We start from the raw sequence: 20,910 nt of genomic DNA, 5'->3' as shown, positions 1-20,910 counted from the left end.
CGTCTTTAGGCGCAGTTTGGCAACAAGGGGTTATACCCCAAGAGCAAACCACCCGTTGGACGGGTGGTCCTGATTTTCGGGGCTATATAAACCGAAAAAAACATACACACATAAACGGAGAGGCAGAACCAATCTGGAGAAGCGAAGCGTTCTAAAAGCTTTCTGAAGGAAAGCTGCATCGGAAGCATAGGCTTATCACCGGATTTACCCCTTAGAAAAAGGGAATGAAAAAAATCTGGGGATAACAGCGATCGGAAGATGGTACTGCACTCGCAGTGGCCTTGTGTGATTGATTGTGAGGTAAATATAGAACCATTAAAGCGAAGGCAGTTCGGGATATTGGATATATTCCTCCAAACCTGCCTTTTCGAGTTGGGCGATGATGTATTCGTCCGGAGTGCCTTCGACGCCCGCATAGCCGCGCCGGGTATAGATTTGGACGGCGTCGGGAAAAGCGTCCCGCAGCACACCCCGGATTTTTTTGCCGGAGCTGTCGTTATCCACAAACAGGTACACTTCGTCATATCCGACCTGTTTGCGAAGGGCCTCAAGTTTGACGGTATTCAATGTTCCGAACGTGCATAAGATGTTGATTTCGGGAGAAACGAGGCGTTTCAGTTTACTGCGGTCATTCTTTCCTTCCACAATGACATGAATTGGCATCCTATTCACCCCTTGAACGAGTGCTTGTATCGACATTACCCGGGAAATGTTACAGCGGAAATCGACCGGGAATACCTATAGTGTAGCTGTAAACGGGTGAATAATGCAAAGAAAACCTCGGAACCGGCTCGGGTGCTGTCAAAAGGAAAAAAGAAGCCGATTCGTTGGCAGAAAACCGGGGAAATCAGCTTAATATGCTATGCGGGTCTGAACGGGATGATGACGCTTCATGTCGCGATCTGAAATAGGGAAGCAGCAGTATGCCTAACATCAACAATAGAAATGCAATGAAATAAGGAGAGACCCCGATCCGAAGCTGTCCGGCCGCGATGGGTCCGATAAACGAACCGATCGAGGTGAAGATGGATTGTAACGAGAAGATGCGGCCCAGCTTGCTGCCCCCGCTTAAACGAATGAACAGCGTTGCCATGGCTGGAAAAGTAATTCCTTTGGCCAATCCGAGCACGAACAGAATGCCGGGCAGAGGCCACGCCGGAAATGCAGCCATAGCAAAGAAGCACAGGGACATCAGCAGCACGCCCAACGTCAGGCGGAGCTTCGGGGAATACCGGTTGAGAAACAGCATGCTCAGCGTAAGCAGCGCGCCCAGACTGATGATGGAGAACATAAGCCCTGTGGACATGATGGATGTTGTGCCGCCATTGCGCAGCGGCAATTCAAAAAATAAGATGCCTTGGGCACAAGCAATGAACAGCGGAAGGGCGAAATAACGCCATGAGACAGGCATGAATGCCGCTTTTTCGGAGCTGCTCCCTTTAGTGACGGAGGACGGGCTCGGCGGGACGGTTTCTTTAATTTTTTCTGTTTCGTTGGCTGCATCTACCAATCCCTTGGGCATGGACAAAAAAGCGATGACGCCTGTCAGAATGAGCAGGTAACCCAGGCTGGAGAAGGTGGCCGAGAATCCGATGCTTGCCACAATCAGCGCGCCTGCCGCGGGAGAGACGACCGAAGCCAATGTATGCACAACCCCGTGTCCGGACATATATTTGCCTTGAGTAACGGGATCGCGGGAGAGCTGGGCCAGAAGAGCAAGGCAAGCCGGAGACAAGAAGGCAAGCACGAAGCCGCTGATGGCCCGCAGGGCCAAGAGCTGCCATGGTGTTTGGACGTATGCCTGTAACAGCAAAATGATCCCGGCGCCAAGCAGGCTGAATACGATGTAGCGGCGGCTGCCGTGTTTGTCGATCTGCGTACCGGCAATCAGGTTGCCAGGCAGATGCGTCAGGGAGTAAATGCCCATCATCCATCCAATGAAGGTAGGGGCGGCACCGAGCGAGATGGCGAACGGCGTCAGTATGGGATATTGAGCGTGCAGGTCAAAGACAGCGAGAAACAAAAACAGATAGAGCCAAATGGCCGTTTTCACAAAAGCCCCTCCTTGTTAAGCGATGCCGTTGAAATGTGGAAGATTGCAGACGGGCCATGCCGATCATGCAAAACCGTAGTACTACTTGTACGTGCATTGGGACGAACTTATACCGCTTATTTTTACGGGAATGGGGCTTAGCTGACAGCGGCTCCGGAAATCATGTATAATATTCGGGAAGATTCATTTCTCGACTCTAATTCGGAAGGTGTAATCATGAACATAGAAGTTTGGAAAGAGTTTGTTATGCAGAACTGGCTTGTGATCGTCATTGCGATGATCATTCTGGTTTTTGTTATGAATGTGCTCCGAACGGTTTTGAAATGGGCGATTGCCATTATCATCGTTGCGGCTCTGGTGATATACAGCGGCATCTCCCTCGATCAGATCAAGCAAACGGTATCTGACGTGCAGAGCAGCACAATGGATACGTTGAAGAAGGAAGCGACGAGCATCATGCTTAAGGAGGCTTCCAAGGCAACCTACAGCCGTGGCGAAGGCGGGGCGTTTACGATCAAGAGTCCTAATGTGGAGATTCAGGGAACCGCTGGCTCGGACAAAGTGGACGTCACGTTTCGCGGCATTTCGCTCGGCGAATGGAAGCTGGACAATGACACGATCCGGACGTTCATCAAACAGGCGGAAGGGAACGTGGGAGCCCCGGCTTCTTAGGCAAAAGGAGGAATGGACAACGTGTTTCAAAGTTGGCTGGACAGCCTGAAGGAATTCAACGGCATCACGATTCTGTTGTTGTTGATTGTTGCGGCGTCTTTGCTGCAAGGGTGGTCCAGGGGAGCTTCTCGTTCGGCAGGGAGGCTGTTTTCCTTTCTGCTGGACGGGATTATGACCGTGGTAGGCATTTTGTTATCCATAGGTTTGACGGTATGGCTTGCACCCTATGTGCAGCAATGGCTGTCCGATCATGCACAGGCGATGCCGGGCCGTGAATTAAGCCGCATGGAGCAGGTGTATTATACCCTTGTCACGGCAGTGGCGGATTTTCCGCTAATGAGGTTTGCCGTCCTGTTCGTATTGAGTTACGGGATCATTCGAATGTTGTTGGGATGGTTCTCGATGATGTTCTTTAACGTAAGGCATCATCACGCCGAGCCCGGGAACAGGCCGAAAGGGATCGTCAGCCGATTTACCGGCGCGCTGATCGGCACGGTCATCGGTTCGGCACGCGGCATGATCGTTATTGCTGTGCTGTTCATGATCGTGAGTTTGTATCCGGGAAGCCTGTTCAGCAGGTACGTTGAGGCGTCGCCGATCTACATGCAAGGCGCCAAGTCGGTCATTGAACCTTTGTCGGGCAACCTGATCAAGGATCAGCTTCCGGTGTTTACCCAAGCGGTACAGAAGGAGCTTAGCGGCATTCTGCAGCGCAAATATGAGGTCATTGATCATAACATCCCAACGGATATCGAAGCGGCCGCAGCCGAGATCGTGAAGGGCAAATCCACCGAAGAAGCGAAAGCAAGGGCGCTTTATGACTGGGTTGGATCACGCATTCAATATGACTATGGCAAGGTTGAAGATTACGAACAGCGAGGCATTTGGCATGAGCAGACGCCGCAGGACACATTCGACACGCGGAAAGGCGTGTGTATCGATTATGCGAGGTTATATGCGGTCATGGCACGGTCCCAAGGACTGGACGTCAAGGTGGTAACCGGCTTGGGATATAACGGACAGGGCGGTTATGGGCCTCATGCTTGGAATGAAATCTATTTGAGCGATTCGAAGAGCTGGATTCCGCTTGATTCGACATGGGCAGTCAGCGGGGACTGGTTCAATCCGCCGAATTTCTCAGATACCCATCTGAAGGATGAGACAGCATAAAAAGGATATGAAATCAAATGGGCGCAGGACGGATGTTGTAAGACATTGCCTGTACTCATAATCACCTCAAAGCCAGAGCGGAAAGCATCAAGTCATGAAAGAGGTAAAACGGATGAACAATCGTTCCAAAGAGAAGGAAGAGCTTACGGACAAACGGCGTTTCAGTTACCGGATGAACGTGTTTTTCTTTGCTTCCTTTATTATTTTTAGCGTAATCATCGTACGATTGGCCTATTTGCAGTTCGTGGAAGGCCCCGAATTAAGCCAGGAGGAAGCGAGCAACATTACGAAGGATGTTCCGCTAGCTCCGGTCAGGGGCACGATTTACGATGCGACGGGCGAAGTGAAATTGGCATACTCCAAGCCGATTCAATCACTTTACCTGACCTTGTACAAAAATTATGGAGACGTGAACGGCGAGCCGAGTCCATATATCGCCGAAATTCAGGACATGGCGACGCGGCTGCATGACGTATTCGAGCAGTATAAGAAAAAGGAATCGCCCTCATTGTCCGTCGACGAAATCATCGAAGAGATGGACCTGAATTCGCGCAAAGCAAACGGGTTCATGCCGCGTTTGATCAAGAGCGATCTTTCGGACGAGGAAGTAGCGTATTTCCTCCAGCACAAGGATGAGTTCAAAGGTATCCAGATCGTGGAGGAAAGCGTTCGTTACTACGATCCGGACACGGTCGCCGTACAGACGATCGGGTATCTCAAGAAGTTCAAAAGTTCCAAAACGCTGGACAAGTACAAAGAGATCGATGCGAAAAATAAAACGCAAACCGACCCTGGACTCGTGTATACCGAGAACGAGTTCGTTGGTTTTGACGGACTTGAGCTCCAGTATCAGGACATTCTGCGCGGCAAAAGCGGGTATAACTCGGTGGACGTAGACCTGCGCAACCTTCCGGAAGGCGTAGCTGGTTCGACCCCTCCCGAAAAAGGATATGACCTGATCACCACCATCAACAAAAACATTCAGGTCAAAACAGAGCAGGCGATCACGGATCAGTTGAGATGGCTGCATACCAATCTGGTGTCCGGCAAGTATCACCAAAATGCCAAAACCGGCTTTGCCGTTGCGATGGAAGTCGACACGGGCAAAGTGGTTGCCATGGCGAGCATGCCGGACTACGATACCAACATCTGGAGAACGGGAAGCATCACCAATCAACAGTATGATGATATCAAGTATATTTATCAGAACGGCACGATTCGAGGGTTTCCGCCGGATGACAGCGGCAAGCGTGCCGAATCCGTCGTGTTGCTCGGTTCAACCATCAAACCGCTCAGTGTGCTGATCGGGTTCAAAGAAGGATTTTTTACGGCCAATACCGTTTATAGCGATAAAGGATACACCACGTTTGGCGGAGACAATCGCAGGGTGCAGAATGCAGGCGGACACGTATACGGACCGCTCCGCCCACGCGACGCCATTCGCCATTCCTCAAATCCGTTCATGATTGATGAAATCGGGAAAAAACTGTATGACCGTTACGGAGCAAAAGGAATCGATGTTTGGGATGAATATATGAAACAGTTTGGTCTGGGCGTATCTACCGGCGTTGATCTTCCGAATGAATATCTAGGCCGCCGCGAATATACGAACAAGACAGAGAGCTCGTTGACGAGACTGGTGTATGGTTCCTTTGGACAACAGGGGAAATATACGACGATGCAGCTTGCGCAATACGTAACGATGCTGGCAAACCGCGGAAAACGGATGGAGCCGCATCTGGTCAGTGAAATTCGCGATTCCGAGGGGAACGTTGTAGAAAAGATCAAACCAAAGGTGTTGGACAAGGTTGATTTCAACTCCTCATACTGGGACGAAGTGCAGCGCGGGATGGCCACCGAAGTTTCTTCATTTAGTGGATTCCCGTACGACTTTGCCCGGAAAACAGGAACGTCTACCCAGTTGGTCGGCGGAAAAAATGTCGATAACGGGGTATTTATCGCCTACGCTCCGCGCAACAACCCGAAGCTGGCCGTAGCCGTAGTCATCCCGGAAGGGGGATTCGGTTCGACGAGTGCCGCGCCGATTGCGCGCGCGATTTTCGACGCGTATGACGAAGAGTATGGTTTGGATGGCGTTCCCAAAAAAGACAAAACGGAAAATGCTGACACGCAACAATGAGTCAATTGAATGAATAAGTACCAAGGCGATTTCCCTTCGGATGGATCTGGAGGGAGGTCGTCTTTTTTAGGTCGTACGGAGTATGGATTGGGAAGAGATCCGAAGAAGAAGGCCTTTTTAGTATTTGAGGAAAAATGCCGGTAACGTGCAATGGCCTTTTCACGTTATTTATGTATACCATGCCAACCTCCAGATGACGAAAGTGTAACCAAAATTTGGGCGACATGGGAGTGTGGCTTTGGTAGACTGTTAATATCCAGAGTTGTGCTTTCACTGGGGGAGTTTTATGAAGTATAGACTATTTTGGACAGGGAATGGGTGAGGTACACAGCATGTTCAAGCTTTGGGGAAAGAAAAAGAAAACTCAAGAGGATGGGCAGATCAACACGCCTTCAAGCTTAAGGATGAATACGTTTTTTTTCGTGGCCTTTGTCATCTTCAGCGTTCTTATATTCAGACTGGCTTATATTCAATTTGTCGAAGGGCCGGAGCTGACGTACATGGAAACCAGTCGGAATACGAAAGACATTCCGCTGGCGCCTGTGCGCGGCCCGATTTATGACGCTACGGGCAAGATCGCGCTTGCTTATTCCGAGCCCGTGCAGTCGCTATACGTGTTGCTTTACGAAGATTACAGCAATGGGGCTAGACAGGAAGAGGCACAGAAGCTCGCAGAAGATCTCGCCGGCATATTCAAGCAGTTTAATCCCGGGGACAAAGAACAGCCGGACGCGGAAGAAATCATCAAACGCCTTGATCTGGATTACCAGAAGACGCACGGATACACGCCGCGTTTGGTCAAATCCGATCTGAACACCAAAGAAATCGCATATTTCATGGAAAACAAGGCCCAGCATCCCGGCGTGATGGTGCTTGAGGAAAATGTGCGCCGATACGACCCGGACGGAGTGGCCGTTCAAGTTATCGGGTATACGCGGGAGTACAAGGGGCTGGGAACCTTGAAAAAGTATCAGGAGATCGCCAGCAGCGGAGTCGACCAGCGTGATCCGGGCCTTCGTTACGCTCAGGAAGAAATGGTCGGTGCGGACGGGCTGGAATATCAATATCAGGAAGAACTGCGCGGGCGCAGCGGATACCAGTCCATCGACATCAATTCGCGCAACTTGCCGGAGGGGAACATCGTGCAGACGCCTCCCGAAAAGGGATACAGCCTTATTTCCACCATCCACAAAGACATTCAAATGGCGGCGCAGCAGGCTATTACGGATGAACTGCGCAAGCTGCCTAATGCCGTAACCGGTTATGCGGTGGCCATGGAAATCGATACTGGCAACGTGGTGGCGATGGCCAGCATGCCGGATTACGATCCAAATGCCGAATGGGATTACGACAAAATCAAATACGTGTACCGGAACGGGACGATTGCTTCCTTCCCGCCCGACGATTCGCGCAAGCGAGCCGAATCTGTTGTGTTGTTGGGGTCGGTCATCAAGCCGCTCAGCGTGCTGATTGGTCTGAAGGAAGGGCTTTTTACAGCGGGAGAGACGTATCCCGATCTGGGGTATACCACCTTGGGCAAGGATGGAAGACGCATCCAGAACGCAGGCGCCGCTTACAACGGCCACATCAACGCCAGACAGGCCATTCAGAAATCTTCCAACGCCTTCATGATCGATATGGTGGGTAAACGCTTGTATGCGAAGTATGGAGGTGACAAAGGCGTCGACAAATGGGACGAATATATGAAGCAATTCGGGCTGGGCGTATCTACGGGAGTGGATCTGCCTGGTGAGTTTTTGGGCCGACTGGAATACAATGAGTCCTCTGAATCCGGCTTGACCAAATTGGCGTTTGCTTCCTTCGGCCAACAGGCGAAATATACGACGCTGCAATTAGCCCAATACGTGACTACCATTGCGACCAAGGGCAAACGGATGGAGCCGCATCTGGTGAAGGAAATTCGCGATGCCGACGGCAACGTGGTTCGCAAGATCAAACCGAAGGTGCTCAACGAAGTCGAGTTCCCCGATGCCTATTGGGACGAGATTCATCGCGGCATGGCGACCAAGCTCAGCACGTTTGACGGATTTCCTTACGATTTTGCGCGTAAGACAGGCACATCACAGCAGGGCAGCGGGCCAAACAAGAAAGAAAACGGCGTATTTATTGCTTTTGCACCAAGGCAAAACCCGAAACTGGCCGTAGCTGTAGTCGTTCCTGAAGGCGGGTTCGGATCGGTTAGCGCATCTCCGATTGCCCGTAAAATTTTTGAAGCTTATGACGAGGTCTATGGCCTCGACGGTACGCCGAAGAACAAAAAAAAGGAGAATAACAGCGACCAATAGCATGAGTTAATGGATATGCCTGTAAGAGAGCTTGCTGAGTGCAAGCGGCTCTGTACGGGCATATTTTTTTTGTCTATATGTTCCGGAGGTGCATTTCATTTAATTTATATTGACAAAATCGGCGCTCGTCCCTATTCTTAATCCATGATTATGATAATCATTATCATATTTTGCATAATACTGAAAAGGGGTACTGCATCCATGTTCACACATCATCGTAAAACCGCGGCCCTGCTGCTGGCGACCACGCTCTTGCTTCTCTTTGTTGTCGTTGGCTGCAGCAATACAGAGAACGGCGCGGATTCTTCGAACACATCCTCAAACGGATCATCCCAGGCCAAATCGATCACGATGTCCTGGCCTCGCGATATCGGCACGATGAATCCTCACACGTATAACCCTTCGCAATTGTTTGCCCAATCCATGCTGTACGAGCCGCTGGTGAGTTACCAAGAGAACGGAAAGCTGGAGCCGGCTTTGGCCGAATCATGGACCATCTCGGATGATGGGAAAACATACACGTTCAAGCTTCGCCAAGGCGTAAAGTTCTCGGACGGAACGGATTTTAACGCCGAGATCGTCAAAAAGAATTTTGATGCGGTGATGAAACATAAAGACACCCACAGCTGGCTGGGCGTGGTTAATGTCATCGCCAAGACGGAAGCGGTGGATGACCACACGTTTCGCCTGACGCTCACCGAGCCGTATTATCCGGTACTTCAGGATTTGTCTGTCGTCCGTCCGTTTCGCTTCCTTGGCGAGGCAGGCTTTCCCGATAACGGAGACACGTCGGAGGGCATAAAGGAGCCTGTCGGAACAGGTCCATGGATGCTGGCTGAATATAAACAGGACGAGTATGCCGTGTTCAAACGCAACCCGAATTATTGGGGAACCGCGCCGGCCATCGATGAAGTTACCGTGAAAATCATCCCCGATGCAGAAACGCGCGTGGCTGCCTTTGAAAAGGGAGATTTGGACCTGATTTACGGTGAAGGCGTCATCAGTCTCGATGCGTTCAAACAGCTTCGCGAGAACGAAGCGTACACGACTCAATTATCCGATCCGGTGGGAACGCGGAGTTTGCTCCTGAATTCCTCCAATCCAAAGCTGGCCGACGTTCGGGTACGCATGGCGTTACAACAGGGTTTTAACAAACAGGCGATGGTAGAAGGCATTACGTCGGGGCTGGAAGAACCGGCCGACTCGGTGTTGTCCAAAAACTATCCGTATACCAACGTCGATCTGGAGCCGATTCAATACAATGTGCAGAAATCGATGGCATTGCTGGACGAAGCGGGCTGGACATTGCCGTCAGGCGGCACAGTGCGGGAGAAGGACGGTCAGCCGCTCGAATTCGAGATGATCTTTGACAAGACGGACCCGATCCAGAAGGCGATGGCCGAAACGATTCAGGCCGAATGGAGCCAGCTTGGCGTAAAGGTCAACCTCACAGGCCTGGAGCTGACGGTACAAATCAAGCGCCTGAAAGCGAACGATTTCGATCTGTATTTCTGGTACAACTACGGCGCTCCATATGACCCGCATTCGTTCGTTAACGTTGTCGCGAATCCCGGCTTCGGCATTTCGGAAACGTTAAGCGCAATCCCGATGAAAAAAGAATTGGAAGGCATGATCCGGGAGGTATTGTCTTCGACCGACGAGACGAAGCGCCAGGAGCTGTACGGCTCCATTCTGCAAACATTGCAGGAGCAGTCCGCGATCGTACCAATTTCGTATATCAAGAAGACCGCCGTTTACCAGAAAAAAATTACCCGTTTCGTATTTCCGGCGAATCGTGACGAAAACCCGTTTGCCGGGATGGAAACCGTCACTCCATAATTCAGCCGAACTAAGGCATGAGGCAGTTTGATCCAAGGAGGAAAAAAGAGTGATCGGCTATGTCGGTAAACGAATGCTTGCGATCATTCCGATCGTATTCATGGCAACGCTCGTAACCTTTGCATTGATCCATATTTCGCCGGTTGATCCGGCAGAGGCCTATTTGACCGCGGCACACATCTATCCGACGCCCGAGCTGCTGGAACAGAAGCGGCATGAATTTGGCTTGGACCAACCGCTGTTCAACCAATATCTGAATACGTTAAAGCGAATGGCCCGGCTGGACTTCGGTACCTCCTACCTCACGAATCAACCCGTATGGAATGAGGTTAAAACGAGGCTTCCGGCGACTGCGGAGCTTGCATGTTGGAGCATGTTGTTTTCCGCGCTGGTCAGCATTCCGCTCGGGGTTTTCGCCGCAGTATACAAAAACAGCTGGGTTGACATGTTGAGCAGAGCCATCTCCTATTTCGGGGCATCCATTCCCCAGTTTTGGCTGGGATATCTGTTAATCTTCTTTTTTTCGGTAAAGCTTGATTTGCTTCCTGTGGAAGGTCGGGGGACCTGGGAGAACCTGGTGCTCCCGACGATAACGCTGTCGCTGGTCCTGATCGCCGTGTATACGCGGTTGCTTCGTTCCAGCGTACTGGAACAATTGCAGGAAACCTATGTGCGATATGCGCGAACAAGGGGAATTCGGGAAAGTGCCATCATGATGAAGCATGTGCTTAAAATCGCGATAGCGCCATTGATAACAGGGATGGGCATGAACCTGGGGAAATTGCTTACAGGCACGATCATTGTGGAGCAGGTCTTTTCATGGCCCGGGTTCGGGCGCTACTTCGTGGAGGCCATTTTTAACCGCGATATCCCTGTGATCCAATGTTATGTATTTTTGGCGGCTTGTTTGTTCATCGTATGCAATCTGCTCGTCGATCTGATACAGATGTATATGGACCCGCGGATTTCGGCGAAAGGACGGGCAGAGCATTGATGAATAAATGGCGTGCGGCGTTAAAAGGCCGAAGAACAATCATGATATGTTCTCTGGTGCTTATGATTTTCTTTATCGTTACGCTGCTGGCTCCTTGGATTGCCCCGCATGATCCTGTAAAGGTGGATCTGCTGGACAAACTGAAAGGGCCGTCGGCAGAGCATTGGCTGGGAACCGACCATTTGGGGCGCGACAATCTGTCCCGTCTGATCTATGGAGCCAGAGTATCGCTTGGATTTGCCATCCTCATCTTTTTGTCGTCGTTGTTTCTGGGCGTGATCATCGGTTCCATCTCCGGTTATGTCGGCGGTTGGCTGGACAGTGTGCTCATGCGCTTCTGCGAAGGCATCATGGCCTTCCCGAATCTGGTGCTTGTGCTTGGCATTGTGGGCATTTTCGGGCCAGGTTTGATGCAGGTGCTGCTGGCGCTCATGATGGTGCAGTGGGTATATTATGCACGAATCTGCAGGAACATGGTCGTTACGCTGAAAGAGCGAAATTTTATTGCGGCGGCACGCATCAGCGGCTCGTCCTCATGGAGCATTATTCGCAGACATATCATTCCCAACGTGCAGCGTCCCATCGTCGTTATGGGCACCCTGGAAATGGGCTGGGCGATCATGGACATCTCCGCGCTTTCGTTTCTGGGCTTGGGCATTCAGCCGCCGAATGCGGAATGGGGAGCCATGATTCATGAAGGAACCAGTTACATCCGCAGCCATCCGGAGCTGATGATTTACCCGGGTGTGCTGATTCTGGTGGTGGTCATTACGTTTAACGTGCTGGGGGAGGCTCTGTCGGAGCGTTACGGCATTGCGAAACGTTAGTTGTTCTACACAGATTTGGACAGGGGGAACGATACAGTGCATCATCCCAACGTGCTTGAGGTCCGGGGGCTGCAAGTCGAACTGCATATTGGAAAAGAAACCGTTCCGCTGTTAAAGCCGCTGGATTTGACGCTTGGGAAAGGGCAAGTGTTGGGACTCGTCGGAGAGAGCGGCAGCGGAAAATCGATGACGTGCCACGCCATCCTCCGGTTGTTGAACCCGCAAAATATGCGGGTAGAGGGAAGCGTACGGTTAAACGGTCGTGAGTTGTCTGCATTGCGAGCCGAAGATATGCGGCGTGTTCGAGGCAAGGACATCGGGTTTATCATGCAAAATCCGATGAATGCTTTTACGCCCGTATATACGATCGGGTCCCAATTTATTGAAACGCTGCGCACCCACTCTAAGATATCGAAATCTCAAGCCAAAGAACAGGCAGTGGCTGCCCTTGCAGACATGAACCTTCCTGACCCGGGCAGAATCATGAAATGTTATCCTCATCAATTGAGCGGAGGCATGCTGCAGCGGGTCATGATCGCCATTTCCATGTGTTTGCAGCCTTCCTTGCTCATTGCGGACGAGCCGACCACGGCGCTCGATGTCGTCAATCAGCTTCAAGTGCTTCGGGAATTGGAACGGCTTCGCAGGGAGAAGGGGACGTCCATTTTGTTGATTTCTCACGATTTGGGCGTGATCTGCCAACTCGCGGATGAGGTCGCCGTCATGAAAAAGGGAGAGGTCGTAGAGCAGGCCGGCGTGCATGAATTGTTCGATCGGCCGCAGCACGAGTATACTCGGATGCTGCTTCAAGCTCGTCTCCGTGCAAGAAAGGATGCTTAATGTGCTTCAGGTGCTCGGCGTAAGCCATAGTTATGGGAAAAAAAGCTGGTGGAATCGTACAGATACGCGCCTTCCCGTTCTTGAAGACATCTCGATCGAGCTTGAGAAGGGTTGTTGTCTGGGATTGCTGGGGGGGAGCGGGGCAGGAAAGAGTACGCTTGGAAAAATCATCCTTGGACTGCAAAGGCCCAGCAAAGGACAGGTACGGTTTGAAGGATGCCATCTTTATGAGGCAAACGGGGGCATGCCCAAAAGCGTAAGGCGCGATCTGCAGGTTGTGTTCCAGGATTGTTACTCGGCTGTAAACCCGATGATGACGGCGGCGCAGATCATCGGCGAGCCGCTTCGGAATTATGAGCGTCTATCTCCGGCGGAGATGGAGCACCGCATCGGGGAATTGCTCGAACAAGTGGGTCTTCGCGCGGAAGATGGAGCCAAGCGGCCGGAACAATTCAGCGGCGGGCAGCTGCAGCGCGTCAATATTGCGCGGGCGATTGCCCTTAAGCCCAAACTGATAGTGCTTGATGAATGCGTTAGCAGCTTGGATCGGGTGCATCAGGTGCACATTTTGGATTTGCTGGCCGAGTTAAAGGCGAAGCATGGATTATCGTATTTGTTCATAACGCACGATATCCAGGCGGCCATGTCGATCTGTGACCGGATTGCCGTTATGGAGCAAGGCAGGATCGTGCATTACAGCGACGAACCGGAATCCGTGTTTCTTAGCGATCATCCGGCGGTGAAAGCGTTGATTTCAGCCATTTTGCCGGATCACCCATCGCTTCGGATTCCTTTTGCATGAACGGTTTCAGACACGGACACAGATATATCGATAATACAAAAGAAAGCGCCGGGAATGCTCGGGCAAACATAAGTTTGTATAGGAAAGGCAAGGGAAAATATCCCTTGCCTTTTTGTTTGGCATCGCTTAAAATTTGCGCAAGGGAAACTTTTTTAGTTATGTTTAAATTTTAATACCTTGTACAACAAAATTAACTTGTCACAATTATTTTAGGAGAGGGAAAGGAGAGTTCACATTGTTAATGGTCAAGATGAGGAGTATTCACAGAGGGGTTATGACGGCAGTATTGCTGATGGTTGTCGTATTGACGGCATGTTCGAATGGCACGGAGGCAGGCGGCGAGGGGAAAATGAAAGTGACGGCAACGACCGGCATGATCGCGGATATCGCCCGTGAAGTCGGCGGATCGTATGTGGAAGTCACCGGACTGATGGGACCGGGAGTCGACCCCCATTTATACAAAGCTTCGCAGGGAGATATCCGCAAGCTGGAAGAGGCTGACGTTATTCTATACAACGGGCTTCATCTGGAAGGCAAAATGTCCGAAATTCTTGAAAAAATGTCTGCCGGCAAAAAAGTCGCCGCCGTCGCGGAGAGCATTCCTCCGAAGGAGCTGCGTTCGGGCGAAGAGATGAATACGGAGTATGATCCGCATGTCTGGTTCAACGTCAAACACTGGATGGTGGTGGTGGAAGCCGTGCGGGATACGCTGACCGAAGCAGATCCGGATCATGCAGAACAGTACAAGGAACAGACGGCGGCATATTTGGCGGAGTTGGAGAAGCTTGATAACGAGGTGAGGGAGAAAATCGCGGAAATACCTGAGCCAAGCCGCGTGCTTGTTACGGCACATGATGCTTTCGGATACTTCGGCCAAGCCTATGGCATGAAGGTGATGGGATTGCAGGGCATCAGCACGGCGGCCGAGTACGGGGCCAAGGACGTCAGCGAATTGAGGGACTACCTGGTGGAAAATAACATCAAAGCCGTCTTTGTGGAGTCGAGTGTTCCGGCGAAAGCGATGGAAGCCATCATTGCGGGAGCGGCAGAAAAAGGACATACGGTAAACATCGGCGGAGAACTGTTCTCTGACGCCATGGGCGCCGAGGGCACGGAGGAAGGAACATACATCGGAATGATTCGCCATAATGCCGATACGATTTCCGAGGCGTTGAAATAGCCGTTAACCACATGAAGGAAAACAATGAGAGGAGTGGGCAGCATGAGAGATTCAACGTCATTAACCTATGCAGGCAATGAAGATCATCCGGGCCAAGGTCTTGGCAGTTTGGAAGCGGCGTCACCCCTGAGCGTTCGCGATTTGGCGGTGGCTTACCATAAAAAGCCTGTGCTCAGCGGCGTATCCTTCGATATTCCGGAAGGTCAACTCATCGGCATTCTCGGTCCGAACGGAGCGGGCAAGTCGACCTTGATCAAAGCCGTGCTTGGGCTGATCCCGAAAATGAACGGAGAGGTGCGAATATTCGGCCAGTCATACCGGGAGCAGCGCCGTCGCATCGGATACGTGCCCCAGCGCGAATCCGTGGATTGGGATTTTCCGACCCATGCGCTGGATGTGGTTATGATGGGAAGATACGGCCATCTGGGCTGGTTCCGCCGTCCCGGTAAAAAAGAGCGCGATCTCGCCGCACATTGTCTGGAGCAGGTAGGCATGGGCGATTTCATGCACCGTCAGATCAGCCAGTTGTCCGGGGGGCAGCAGCAGAGAGTATTTCTGGCTCGCGCCCTGGTGCAGGACGCTGACCTGTACTTCATGGATGAGCCGTTTGCCGGCGTGGACGCCACGACCGAGAAAGCGATTATTTCATTGCTGGAGCAGCTGAAGCGGCAAGGGAAAACGGTGCTTGTCGTTCATCATGACCTGGCCACGGTGGAGGAATATTTCGATCATGTGCTGCTGCTGAATGGCCGGTTGGTGGCAGGAGGCCCTACCAGCGAGGTATTTGTGCCGGATATGCTGCAGGAAACCTACGGCGGCCGGATTGCCATGATTGGCAGCCGCTCGGGGAAGGGTCAGGTGTAAATGATGGGAAACTGGATCATGACGATTCTGACCGATCCCAACACGAGATGGATCCTGCTCGGGTGTATGCTGCTTGGATTCAGCAGCGGCATTATCGGTTCGTTTACGTTTTTGCGTCGTCAAAGTTTGATGGGCGATACGCTGGCCCATGCGGCACTGCCCGGCATATGCATAGCGTTCATGCTTGCGGAAACGAAGTCGGTTGGCCTGTTTCTCGTCGGTGCCCTCGTTGCGGGCATTATGGCTACCTTTGGCATCACGTGCATTACGCGCTATTCACGCATTAAGCAGGAAACGGCGATGGGCATCGTGCTGTCGGTCTTTTTCGGCATCGGCATCGTCATGTTGACGCGAATCCAGCATGGAGCAAGCGGCAGCCAGAGCGGACTCGACAAATATTTGTTCGGGCAGGCGGCATCCATGGTGCAGACCGATGTATACGTCATGGGCGGCGTATGCCTGATCCTGCTCCTTGCCAGTGTGGCTTGGTTCAAGGAATTCAAGCTGGTGAGCTTTGATCCGGGATTTGCACGGGGGATGGGTTTGCCCGTAGGCATGCTGGAGCACCTGATTCTGCTGCTTACCGTTATTGCTGTCGTAGCAGGGATTCAGGCCGTCGGCGTGGTGCTGGTTGCGGCTTTGCTGGTCACGCCGGCTGCGGCTGCACGCTGCTGGACCGATTCACTGGCACTGATGGTGCTGCTGGCGGGTCTGTTCGGCGCTCTTAGCGGCGCGGCGGGAACGTTGTTCAGCACGATGGTGCCGAATCTGCCGACAGGGCCTGTGACGGTGCTCGCGGCAACGGTCATTTTTGCCGGATCTGCATTACTGGCTCCGCGGCGCGGGCTGCTGGCCAGACGACTGCGGAGCGCGCAGGCGAGATCGGCCTATTTGCGGGAGGAACGCATGGCCTTATCCGGGCTGCCCGTGCAGCGCGCGCAGCAGGAACGAGGTGAATTGTAATGTCCACGTTTTGGATTATTTTAACGGCCATGCTCGTCTCCTCCGCTTGTGCCATTCTCGGATGTTTTCTGATTCTGCGGAAGATGACGATGGTAGGCGATGCCATCAGCCATGCGGTATTGCCCGGCATCGCGGTTGCCTATCTGTGGAGCGGCTCCCGGGATTCGCTCTGGATGCTGCTGGGGGCGACGGCATTTGGCTTGATTACGGTGTTTCTCATCCAGACGCTGCAATCCGGAGGACTCTCCTCGGACGCATCCATAGGGATTGTGTTCACGGCCCTGTTCGCGGTAGGTGTGATTCTAATCAGTCAAAATGCGCAAAACATCGATTTTGATCTCGATCATGTACTATTCGGGGAGATTGCTTATGTTCAGTGGGATACACTGACGCTCTGGGGCATGAATGTCGGACCACGGGCGGTGTGGATGCTCGGCATTACGCTGCTGGTTATTTTGGTCTTGCTGGGCCTGTTCTACAAACAGTTCAAGCTATGCGCGTTCGATCCGGCCCTTGCCGCCGCCTGCGGCATTCCGGTAGCCCTGTTCCATTACGTACTCATGGGACTTGTGTCCATGGCGTCGGTGGCCTCCTTTGACAGCGTCGGTTCCATTCTCGTCGTCGGTATGCTCATCGTGCCTGCAGCCACGGCTTATCTGCTGACAGACCGACTGGGTCGAATGATCGCGTACAGCGTCGTCATCGGGGCCGCTGCCTCCATCGGAGGATATGTGATGGCGTTCGTATGGGATGCTTCCATTGCCGGATGCATGGTGGCTGCCGCAGGCATATTGTTTGTGCTGGCTTTCCTGCTGTCGCCGAGGCACGGCATCGTTTTTCGCTACGCTCGCCGCAAGTCCGCAGCACAATAAGCGCATAAGGCCGCCTGCATTGCAGGCGGTCTTTTTTCATGAGCAATAAAGGTTGCAGCTTCCTTTGTTGCAGGTTGATCATCTGTGGTAAAATGTCGTTAGCCATGACGTCCGAAGCGCCCGCGCATTTGCGGCAGCCGGACGGTCTTTTTGTGAGATCCGATTTCGCATCATAAAAACATCAGAGAGAGAACCAAGGAGGAGTACAACATGGGAGAACCGAAATACAAATTGCTTGCGCTCGACATGGACGGAACGCTGCTGAACGACAACCATGAAATTTCACAAGAAACAGCCAAATGGATCCAGATTGCCATCCGCCGCGGCGTACACGTCTGCCTGTCCACGGGAAGAGCCGTCTTTCACGCTATGCCTTATGCCGTGCAGCTCGGATTGGAAACCCCGATGATCACGGTAAACGGCAGCGAAGTATGGAAAGCGCCGCATGACCTGCATATTCGCCATCTGATGGACCCTGTGCTGATTCGCAAGATGTGGGAGATCGGAGAGAAGTACAATACTTGGTATTGGGCATACTCCGTGGAAGAGCTTTTCAACCGCGACCGCTGGACCCAGGATATCGAAGGAACCCAGTGGCTGAAATTCGGGTTTAACACCGAGGTCGACGAGATTCGCCATCAAATTATGATGGAACTGCAGCAGCTGGGCGGTTTGCAGATGACCAACTCCTCGCCCGTCAATATTGAAGTCAACCCGGCCGGCATTACAAAGGCAAGCGGCGTGGCCGAAGTATGCAAACTGCTTGGACTCGACATGTCCCAGGCCGTAGCGGTGGGCGACAGCTTGAACGATCTGGCCGTGATCGAAGCGGCAGGGCTGGGCGTAGCGATGGGCAACGCCCAGGATCAGGTGAAGGAAGCGGCGGATCTGATCGTCGCGAGCAACAATGAGGATGGCATCGTTGAGGTCATTCGCGATCATATTTTGAAGGGGGAATAAACCTTGCTCGCAACCGTTGGCTGGATTTTGATCGTGCTTCTGTTCGCGGTGGGAATGGCAGGAACGGTCTACCCCGTTCTTCCGGGAGCTATCGCCATTTTGTTCGCGTTTCTGGTCTATGGCTGGTTCTTCAGCTTTGATCCGTTCGGGGTATGGTTCTGGATCTTCCAGATTCTGATCGTCGTGGTGCTGTTCGTCGCGGATTACGTGGTCAGTGCCTGGGGGGTCAAAAAGTTCGGGGGCTCCAAGCTATCCACCACGCTCAGCACAATCGGCGTCATTATCGGCCCGTTTGTGATTCCGGCATTTGGTCTGGTGCTCGGTCCGTTTATCGGAGCGTTTCTGGGTGAGCTGATCGGCGGATCTTCGCCTTCCAAGGCGACCAAGGTCGGCTTCGGCTCGGTCGTTGGCCTGTTCACCAGTACGGTGATGAAAATCATTTTGCAGATCGTTATGATTGTTCTGTTCATTATTTGGGTGGCGAGATTCGCATAGACGTTCGGGCTTGGTGATCCAGGCGGGTGCGGCCCATGTGGGGAAAGAAGGGAAACAGGTTGTCTAAGAAAGAAAGCTTTATCAAAGGAACGCTCATCCTGGCGGCCGCGGCGCTCGTTGCAAGGGTGCTTGGATTGGCTCAGCGCGTGCCGCTGGATCACATTCTCGGCGATATCGGGAATGCATCGTTCACGATTTCCAATACGGTTTATTTAATGCTGTTAACGGTGGCGACGGCGGGCATACCGAGTACACTGAGCAAAATGGTATCTGAACGTTACGCCTTGGGCCGCGGCGGAGAGGCCCGGCAGATTTACCGGGCGGCGCTGATCTTTGCGGCCGCAGCCGGGGTCATCATGTCGACCCTGCTGTGGTTAGCGGCGCCATTCTACGCGACGCACATCTCCAAGGTGCCGGGATCGGTCAGCGCCATCCGCGCGCTGGCCCCTGCATTGCTGCTCTTCCCGGCCATCGCGATGATGCGTGGTTACTTCCAGGGCCGTGGCAACATGACGGCCGGAGGCATATCCCAAATTGTGGAGCAGTTCGCCCGCGTGGGTACCGCGATACTGGTGGCATTTGTGCTGCTGCAATGGAATTACGATGACCAGACGGTGGCCGCCGGGGCATCGTTCGGGGGCGTATTCGGCAGCATCGGGGCGTTTGCGGTGATGCTGTACTTCACCATGAAGCAGCGGCGCGTGGACAGCGCCGCAGCACTCATCGAGGAGCGTTCAGAAAAGCTGCCGCTGGGCGGAATCTATGGGGACATATTCAAATTGTCGATTCCGATCGTGCTCTCTTCCTTGGCGGTTCCAGCCATCAACTTCATCGACACTTCTCTTGTCGTTCCGCTGCTGAGCGGAAGGATCGGTCTGGAAGAAGCGACGGCCGTTCTGGCGGTGCTTGGTATGAAAGCCCAGAGCATTGCCGGAATTCCTCCGATTTTGGCCATTGCGCTCAGCACGTCGCTGGTGCCGGTCATTTCGGCGGCATTTGCCCGCAAGGATGAAGTTCATCTGCAAAGCCAGATCACGCTGGCCCTGCGCATTTCGATTCTGACAGGCCTGCCGATCGTCATTGCGCTGAGCGCAGCAGCGCATTCGATCAACGGTTTGCTGTTCAGCGATCTGGGCGGCACGTCGATCATTGCGGTATTGACGATCGGGACCATTTTCCAGATCACGATGATGACGACGAATGCCATTCTGCTGGGCGTAGGAAAGCCGCGCATTACGATGATCAGCGTGGCGGCAGGCATTATCGTCAAGTTTGTGGCGAGTTTGATTTTGGCCCCGCTGATGGGGATTTACGGCATTATTATGGCCACGGCTCTCTGTTTCCTGGTCATTACGTACCTCAATCTCAGGGTGCTGCGCAAAATCGTTTCCTTCTCCATCATGGGCAACCGTTGGACAGGCCTTGCCGTTACCGTCTTGATCGCAGCGGCGGTAGGATTCGGCGCGAACTGGACGGGCAATCAGGTATTCGGTGCTTTCCTGCCGGCGAGAATTTCCTTCCTGCTGACGTGTATGGTGGTAGGCGTTCTGGTCGTTGCGGTTTACCTGCTGCTGCTGGTCGTGATGAATGTGCTACGCAAGGACGAACTGGGCAGCTATCCGCGAATTTTGCAAAAAGTATTGCGTCCGTTGATGCGGTTCCAGCGCGGACAGGCACAACGTGGGTAAGCAAGGGAGAATCGTTGATTGGAACGCGAATGGGCGTTCTCAGATAAAAATAAAAGAAGGTCCTGTCCGCTCTAGAGCTGGCAGGACCTTTTTTCAATATTTGTGATGAAACGTTGGGCTATATAGGCCGAATTGGAAATTTGCTCAAAAACGGATGGATCAGAAAGAATCTGGAGAAGCGGAGCTAAAAGCTTTCTGTAAGAAAGCTCCATCGAAAGCATACGCTTCGCGTTGATCACTGGATT

At 52.6% G+C, this 20,910-nt stretch carries 18 protein-coding genes; 16 read left to right on the top strand and 2 right to left on the bottom strand.

Annotated features, from left to right (window positions below; translation table 11 throughout):
- Positions 1-315: 315 nt before the first annotated feature.
- Together RSX24_RS20735 and RSX24_RS20730 are read right to left on the bottom strand one after the other, a co-directional pair.
- Positions 316-663: a toprim domain-containing protein gene (locus tag RSX24_RS20735; protein WP_236414705.1), complete on the bottom strand. Its 348-nt coding sequence runs from the start codon at positions 661-663 to the stop codon at positions 316-318.
- A gap of 184 nt (positions 664-847) precedes the next feature.
- A complete protein-coding gene (locus RSX24_RS20730) occupies positions 848-2,053 on the bottom strand; it encodes an MFS transporter (protein WP_236414703.1) in 1,206 nt (401 codons plus the stop codon).
- A 216-nt stretch (positions 2,054-2,269) separates the two neighbouring features.
- Between RSX24_RS20730 and RSX24_RS20725 the strand changes: the two genes are divergently transcribed.
- The 16 genes from RSX24_RS20725 (at position 2,270) to RSX24_RS20650 (ending at position 20,665) form a co-directional block, all read left to right on the top strand.
- A complete protein-coding gene (locus tag RSX24_RS20725) occupies positions 2,270-2,725 on the top strand; it encodes an ATPase (RefSeq protein WP_236414701.1) in 456 nt (151 codons plus the stop codon).
- 12 nt (positions 2,726-2,737) lie between these two features.
- On the top strand, positions 2,738-3,895 hold the full coding sequence (locus RSX24_RS20720) for a transglutaminase domain-containing protein (protein ID WP_438286869.1): 1,158 nt from the start codon (positions 2,738-2,740) through the stop codon (positions 3,893-3,895).
- Positions 3,896-4,007: 112 nt separating this feature from the next.
- On the top strand, positions 4,008-6,035 hold the full coding sequence (locus RSX24_RS20715; RefSeq protein WP_343261679.1) for a peptidoglycan D,D-transpeptidase FtsI family protein: 2,028 nt from the start codon (positions 4,008-4,010) through the stop codon (positions 6,033-6,035).
- 332 nt (positions 6,036-6,367) lie between these two features.
- Positions 6,368-8,341 carry a peptidoglycan D,D-transpeptidase FtsI family protein gene (locus RSX24_RS20710; protein ID WP_438286868.1) on the top strand — a complete coding sequence of 658 codons (1,974 nt, stop codon included), beginning with the start codon at positions 6,368-6,370 and terminating at the stop codon, positions 8,339-8,341.
- Positions 8,342-8,542: 201 nt separating this feature from the next.
- Positions 8,543-10,180 (top strand): nickel ABC transporter substrate-binding protein, encoded by a 1,638-nt coding sequence (nikA, locus tag RSX24_RS20705; RefSeq protein WP_343261678.1) that lies wholly within the window; start codon positions 8,543-8,545, stop codon positions 10,178-10,180.
- 49 nt (positions 10,181-10,229) lie between these two features.
- On the top strand, positions 10,230-11,174 hold the full coding sequence (gene nikB, locus RSX24_RS20700; protein WP_236414687.1) for a nickel ABC transporter permease subunit NikB: 945 nt from the start codon (positions 10,230-10,232) through the stop codon (positions 11,172-11,174).
- Entirely contained in the window at positions 11,174-12,001 is an 828-nt protein-coding gene (gene nikC, locus RSX24_RS20695) for a nickel ABC transporter permease subunit NikC (RefSeq protein WP_236414685.1), read from the top strand. Before nikB ends, nikC begins: the two co-directional genes overlap by 1 nt.
- 36 nt (positions 12,002-12,037) lie before the next feature.
- Positions 12,038-12,841, top strand: a complete 804-nt coding sequence (gene nikD, locus RSX24_RS20690) for a nickel import ATP-binding protein NikD (RefSeq protein ID WP_343261677.1) — start codon at positions 12,038-12,040, stop codon at positions 12,839-12,841.
- Between the two features lies 1 nt (position 12,842).
- Positions 12,843-13,643, top strand: coding sequence for a nickel import ATP-binding protein NikE (gene nikE, locus RSX24_RS20685; protein WP_236414876.1), 801 nt, complete (start codon positions 12,843-12,845; stop codon positions 13,641-13,643).
- A gap of 274 nt (positions 13,644-13,917) precedes the next feature.
- Positions 13,918-14,823, top strand: a complete 906-nt coding sequence (locus RSX24_RS20680; RefSeq protein ID WP_343261676.1) for a metal ABC transporter solute-binding protein, Zn/Mn family — start codon at positions 13,918-13,920, stop codon at positions 14,821-14,823.
- A gap of 42 nt (positions 14,824-14,865) precedes the next feature.
- Positions 14,866-15,687: a metal ABC transporter ATP-binding protein gene (locus tag RSX24_RS20675; protein WP_236414681.1), complete on the top strand. Its 822-nt coding sequence runs from the start codon at positions 14,866-14,868 to the stop codon at positions 15,685-15,687.
- 3 nt (positions 15,688-15,690) lie between these two features.
- Positions 15,691-16,650: a metal ABC transporter permease gene (locus RSX24_RS20670; RefSeq protein ID WP_236414872.1), complete on the top strand. Its 960-nt coding sequence runs from the start codon at positions 15,691-15,693 to the stop codon at positions 16,648-16,650.
- Positions 16,650-17,522 (top strand): metal ABC transporter permease, encoded by an 873-nt coding sequence (locus tag RSX24_RS20665; RefSeq protein WP_236414680.1) that lies wholly within the window; start codon positions 16,650-16,652, stop codon positions 17,520-17,522. The genes RSX24_RS20670 and RSX24_RS20665 overlap by 1 nt, the downstream gene beginning before the upstream one ends.
- 210 nt (positions 17,523-17,732) lie before the next feature.
- Positions 17,733-18,482, top strand: coding sequence for a Cof-type HAD-IIB family hydrolase (locus RSX24_RS20660; protein ID WP_236414679.1), 750 nt, complete (start codon positions 17,733-17,735; stop codon positions 18,480-18,482).
- 3 nt (positions 18,483-18,485) lie between these two features.
- On the top strand, positions 18,486-18,977 hold the full coding sequence (locus RSX24_RS20655; protein WP_497198218.1) for a DUF456 domain-containing protein: 492 nt from the start codon (positions 18,486-18,488) through the stop codon (positions 18,975-18,977).
- A 59-nt stretch (positions 18,978-19,036) separates the two neighbouring features.
- Positions 19,037-20,665, top strand: coding sequence for a putative polysaccharide biosynthesis protein (locus RSX24_RS20650; protein ID WP_343261675.1), 1,629 nt, complete (start codon positions 19,037-19,039; stop codon positions 20,663-20,665).
- Positions 20,666-20,910: the final 245 nt, after the last annotated feature.

Origin of the sequence: Paenibacillus hubeiensis, from assembly GCF_032334105.1 — a bacterium.
Classification (GTDB): Bacteria; Bacillota; Bacilli; order Paenibacillales; family Paenibacillaceae; genus Paenibacillus; species Paenibacillus hubeiensis.
Note: the sequence above shows the minus strand (reverse complement) of the source record. Positions and strands in the feature narration are given on the sequence as shown.